At 72.9% G+C, this 4,777-nt stretch carries 4 protein-coding genes and 1 pseudogene; 3 read left to right on the top strand and 2 right to left on the bottom strand.

Annotated elements, in window-relative coordinates; all coding sequences use genetic code 11:
- The 3 genes and pseudogenes from ACFWN1_RS31705 to ACFWN1_RS31695 all read left to right on the top strand — a co-directional run.
- A pseudogene (locus ACFWN1_RS31705) lies at positions 1-110 on the top strand (PTS fructose transporter subunit IIA); the annotation flags it as partial.
- A gap of 178 nt (positions 111-288) precedes the next feature.
- Positions 289-1,263, top strand: coding sequence for a fibronectin type III domain-containing protein (locus tag ACFWN1_RS31700; RefSeq protein WP_384369696.1), 975 nt, complete (start codon positions 289-291; stop codon positions 1,261-1,263).
- A 162-nt stretch (positions 1,264-1,425) separates the two neighbouring features.
- The gene (locus ACFWN1_RS31695) at positions 1,426-2,049 is read left to right on the top strand and encodes a hypothetical protein (RefSeq protein ID WP_384369694.1); all 624 of its coding nucleotides are present in this window, start codon (positions 1,426-1,428) and stop codon (positions 2,047-2,049) included.
- Between the two features lie 14 nt (positions 2,050-2,063).
- On the opposite strand, the gene ACFWN1_RS31690 is transcribed toward ACFWN1_RS31695, so the two are convergent.
- Both ACFWN1_RS31690 and ACFWN1_RS31685 read right to left on the bottom strand, forming a co-directional pair.
- Positions 2,064-2,618, bottom strand: coding sequence for a PadR family transcriptional regulator (locus ACFWN1_RS31690; protein ID WP_384369691.1), 555 nt, complete (start codon positions 2,616-2,618; stop codon positions 2,064-2,066).
- A gap of 39 nt (positions 2,619-2,657) precedes the next feature.
- Entirely contained in the window at positions 2,658-4,673 is a 2,016-nt protein-coding gene (locus ACFWN1_RS31685) for an FAD-dependent oxidoreductase (RefSeq protein ID WP_384369688.1), read from the bottom strand.
- Positions 4,674-4,777: the final 104 nt, after the last annotated feature.

The following is a 4,777-nucleotide window of genomic DNA, read 5'->3' as shown; positions in this document are numbered from 1 at the left end:
TGGAGAAGAGCCAGCGCCTGGTGGACGCCCCGGTGGGCGAGGGCGCGGTGGCGGCCGTGGTGACGGCGGCGACGGGCGCCCGCGTCGGCGCGGGTTCGGCGACGACAGCGTTTCCGCGCCACAGGCATGAACTCACCCCCATGTCAGGGCAGTTCACACCTCAGGGAAACCACAGCATACGTAATGCCCGGCCGCACCCACCAGCACGGCCCCCTTGCCGGGGTCCCCCCACAGACGCCATATTGGTCCGGACCTTTGCCGTGATGCGGGCCTATGGGAGGCAGCGCCGTGCGACGAGTCCCCCTCCGCCCCGGCCGCCGGGTGTCGGTCTGCGCGGCCCTCCTGCTGGCCGTCTCCTGCGGCACGGCAGGCGGCGGGTCCGGCGAAGGCCCGGCCCCCGGCGCCCCGGCCGGCGTCACCGCCGACGCGGGCAGCGCCACCAGCGTCCATGTGATGTGGAACGCGGCCGGGTCCGGCGTCCGTACCTACGAGGTATATCGCGGCCCCACGAAAGTCGGTGAAGTACCGGCCGCACAGCACATGGTGGATGTCACCAGGCTCAGGCCAGCCACCCGGTACGTCTTCACCGTGCGGGCCCGGAGCGCGGACGGGCGGCTGGGACCGCCGAGCCGTGAGGCGCGGGCCCGGACACCCGCGTATGCGGCGGCGGACCAGGTGGCGCCGAGCCGCCCCGGCGGGGTGACCGGCCGGGTGGTGGACGGCCGCGCGGTCCAGCTGTCCTGGACGGCCGCGCACGACGACCGGGGTGTGCGGTCGTACGCCGTCCAGCAGGGCGGGGTGAAGATCCACGGCGTGGGCGGCGGCCAGACCGCGACCGTGGTCACGGGACTGCGCCCCGGCACCGGCTACACGTTCACCGTCCGGGCCCAGGACGCGGCGGGCAACCTCTCCCCCGCGAGCACCCCGGTCCGGCTCACCACACCGGGCACGGACGACCGCCGGGGCACCGCGCCGACCGGGTTCGAGGTGACCTCGCGTCACGAAGCCGGGTCGTACTACCTGGAACTCGCCTGGGAACCGCCCCGGGTGGACGGGGTGATCACCGAGTACCAGATCCGGCTGGACGAGGGCACGGACAGCTCGTTGGTGTGGGGCGGCACCCCACCGCGCGGCCGTGCGCACCACAGCCTGTACGCCGGGCGCGAGGCCGGGCAGGTCCACCGGGTGCGGCTGCGGGCCAGGCTGCCGGACGGCACCTGGGGCGGCTTCTCCACGGAGCGCACCGTTACGACGGGCCGCTGACCGGAGCGGCCGCCCGGACGGCGCAACGCGTCACCTGTGCGGACGCCCTGCGCGTGCGGCGCCGTGCGGGGCGGCGTTGGCTGCTTCTGGGGCAGCACGGATGTTTCCCGACCCCAGGCGGCGCACGGGACGTACCGCCACCGTGCCGCCGGAGGCGAGCCCATGCGCTACTCCCGACTTCTCTCACGTTCCGCCGTTCCCCTGGCCGCCGTCGTGCTGCCGATAACGTTCGCAGGGCCGTCCTCGGCCCAGGAGGGGATCTCCGTCACCGCCTCGGGCACCACCGTCTCGGTGGTGACCAGCGCCTGCGTCCTGAACAACGGCAGCTGGGGCACCGCATACCTGCAGGCGGGCGTGCAGACGAGCTCCGCCCAGGGGCAGCAGGCCGCCCTGTCCGGTACGACGGTCAGTCAGTCGGCCGCCTGGTTCGGGGTGGCGGCGGGGACGTACACGGTGACGGTGCGGTGCTCCAACGGCGTCTCGGCGGGGAGCCAGACCGTCGTCGTGTCGGCCGCCGGCACTCCGACCCGCGCCGCTACTCCGACCCGCGCCGCCACTCCCACTCGTGCCGCCACTCCGACCCGTGCGGCCACTCCCACCCGTGGCGCCACCCCGACCCGTGCGGATGCTCTCCCGCCGCCGCGGGGTGTGGCGGGCGGCCTGGGCGGTTCGGTCCGTGATGTCGGCACGCTCACGATGGGGGCGGGCGCGGCGCTGGTGGGTTCGGCGGTCATCGCGGGTGCCTGGTTCCTGCGGCGCAGGCCGAAGTCGCACCGGCGGTACTGAGCCACGAGCCGGGGTCACCGCTCCGGCGCGTCCGGATCGAGTTCGGGGAACTCCTTCAGCGCCTCGGTGAGCCACTGGGCCCAGAAGGTCTCCAGGTCGATCCCCGCCCGCAGGACCAGATGGCGCAGCCGGTCCTGCGGGGTGTCCCGGCCGGGCGGGAAGTCGCGCTTCTCGATCTCCTGGTAGACGCCCAGCCGGCTCTCGTGCAGCTCCAGATGACGCCGCATGTCGGCCGTGAGGCCGGCCGTGCCGACCACCGCCGCCGCCCGCAGCCGGAGCAGCATCGCGTCCCGCAGCGGCCTGGGGTCCTGGGGCGCGGCGGTCCAGCGGGCCAGCTCGTCGCGGCCCGCGGGCAGAACCTCGTAACTCTTCTTCTGCCCGCGGGCCGGCTGCGCGGACGGCAGGGCGCGGATGAACCCCTCGGCTTCCAGTTTCCCCAGCTCGCGGTAGATCTGCTGGTGGGTCGACGGCCAGAAGTAGGCGATCGACTTGTCGAACCGCCGGGTCAGTTCCAGACCCGAGGACGGCTTCTCCAGCAGGGCGGTGAGGATGGCGTGCGGGAGTGACATGGGCTCATCCTAGGGACGCGGTCCACAGGGGGTGTCCCCCTACAGCGCCGCCGCCAGCTCGGTGCCCTGCTTGATGGCCCGCTTGGCGTCGAGTTCGGCCGCCACGTCGGCGCCGCCGATCAGGTGTGCGCGGTGTCCGGCCGCGATCAGCTGCTCGTACAGGTCGCGGCGCGGTTCCTGGCCGGTGCACAGGACGACGGTGTCGACGTCGAGGACGTGACTCTCCTCGCCGACGGTGATGTGCAGCCCGGCGTCGTCGATCCGGTCGTAGCGCACGCCGGGGACCATCGTGACACCCCGGTGCTTCAGCTCGGCGCGGTGGATCCAGCCGGTGGTCTTGCCGAGTCCGGCGCCGACCTTGGTCGCCTTGCGCTGGAGCAGGTGGACGGTGCGCGGGGACGCGGGGCGGCTGGGCGCGGCGAGGCCGCCGGGAGCCGCGTAGTCGGTGTCGACGCCCCAGGCGCGGAACCAGGTCTCGGGGTCCTCGTGCGCCTTGTCGCCGGCGTCGGTGAGGAACTCGGCGACGTCGAAGCCGATACCGCCCGCCCCCAGCACGGCGACGCGGTCTCCGACGGGGGCGCCGTCGCGGAGCACGTCGAGGTAGCCGACGACGCGCGGGTGGTCGATGCCGGGGATGTCGGGGGTGCGGGGAGTGACGCCGGTGGCGACGACGACCTCGTCGTACTCGGTGAGGTCACCGGAGGTGATCCAGGCGCCGAGGCGTACGTCGACACCGTGGGCGTCGAGCTGGTGGCGGAAGTAGCGCAGGGTCTCGTCGAACTCCTGCTTGCCGGGGACCTTGCGGGCCACGTTGAGCTGACCGCCGATCTCGTGCGCGGCGTCGAACAGGGTGACCTGGTGGCCGCGTTCGGCGGCGGAGACCGCGCAGGCCAGGCCCGCGGGTCCGGCGCCTACGACGGCTACGCGCTTGCGCAGCCGGGTCGGGGTGAGCACCAGCTCGGTCTCATGACAGGCGCGGGGGTTGACCAGGCAGGAGGTGATCTTGCCGCCGAAGGTGTGGTCCAGGCACGCCTGGTTGCAGCCGATGCAGGTGTTGATGGCCTCGGGGGTGCCCGCGGCGGCCTTGGCGACGAAGTCGGGGTCGGCGAGCATCGGGCGGGCCACGGACACCATGTCGGCGCGACCGTCGGCGAGCAACTCCTCGGCGAGATCCGGGGTGTTGATCCGGTTCGTGGTCACCAGGGGCACGGACACCTCGCCCATGAGCTTCTTGGTGACCCAGGTGTAGGCGCCACGCGGTACGGAGGTGGCGATGGTGGGGATACGGGCTTCGTGCCAGCCGATCCCGGTGTTGATGATGGTCGCGCCGGCCGCCTCGACCGCCTTGGCGAGGGTGACGACCTCGGGCAGGGAGGAGCCGCCGGGGACCAGGTCCAGCATCGAGAGGCGGTAGACGATGATGAAGTCCTCGCCGACGGCCTCGCGGACGCGCCGGACGATCTCGACGGGGAACCGCGTCCGGTTCTCGTACGAGCCGCCCCAGCGGTCGGTGCGGTGGTTGGTGCCGGCGGCGATGAACTCGTTGATGAGGTAGCCCTCGGAGCCCATGATCTCGACACCGTCGTAGCCGGCCTGCCGGGCGAGGCGGGCGGTGCGGACGTAGTCCTCGATGGTCCGCTCGATGCCGGCGTCGGTCAGCTCACGCGGGACGTGGGGGCTGATCGGGGCCTGGAGCGGGCTCGGGGCCACCAGGTCGCGGTGGTAGGCGTAGCGGCCGAAGTGCAGGATCTGGAGGGCGATCCGGCCGCCCTCGCGGTGGACGGCGTCGGTGACGACGCGGTGCTCCTCCGCCTCGGCCTCGGTGGTGAGCTTGGCGCCGCCCTCGTAGGGGCGCCCCTCGTCGTTGGGGGCGATACCGCCGGTGACGATGAGGCCGACTCCGCCGCGTGCGCGGGCCGCGTAGAAGGCCGCCATCCGCTCGAAGCCGCGCTCGGCCTCCTCCAGCCCCACGTGCATGGAGCCCATCAGGACGCGGTTGGGCAGGGTGGTGAATCCCAGGTCGAGCGGGGACATCAGGTGCGGGTAACGGCTCATCGGGCCCTCCGTGGGGGTGCGGTCGCTTCTTGTTGTAGAGCAACCGCCCACCTTTTTGCAACTAGTTGCATAAGGGTGCGACGGAGGGCACACGGGCGCAGCCC

It is taken from the genome of Streptomyces sp. NPDC058459, from assembly GCF_042721685.1.
GTDB lineage: Bacteria > Actinomycetota > Actinomycetes > Streptomycetales > Streptomycetaceae > Streptomyces.
The sequence above is the reverse complement of the archived record's forward strand: the minus strand, read 5'-3'. Positions and strand labels throughout refer to the sequence as shown.

Bases quoted from the DNA above. Each gene is read 5' to 3' on its own strand.
- ACFWN1_RS31690 (WP_384369691.1), bottom strand. From the start codon at position 2,618: ATGTCACTCCCGCACGCCATCCTCACCGCCCTGCTGGAGAAGCCGTCC.
- ACFWN1_RS31685 (WP_384369688.1), bottom strand. From the start codon at position 4,673: ATGAGCCGTTACCCGCACCTGATGTCCCCGCTCGACCTGGGATTCACC.
- ACFWN1_RS31695 (WP_384369694.1), top strand. From the start codon at position 1,426: ATGCGCTACTCCCGACTTCTCTCACGTTCCGCCGTTCCCCTGGCCGCC.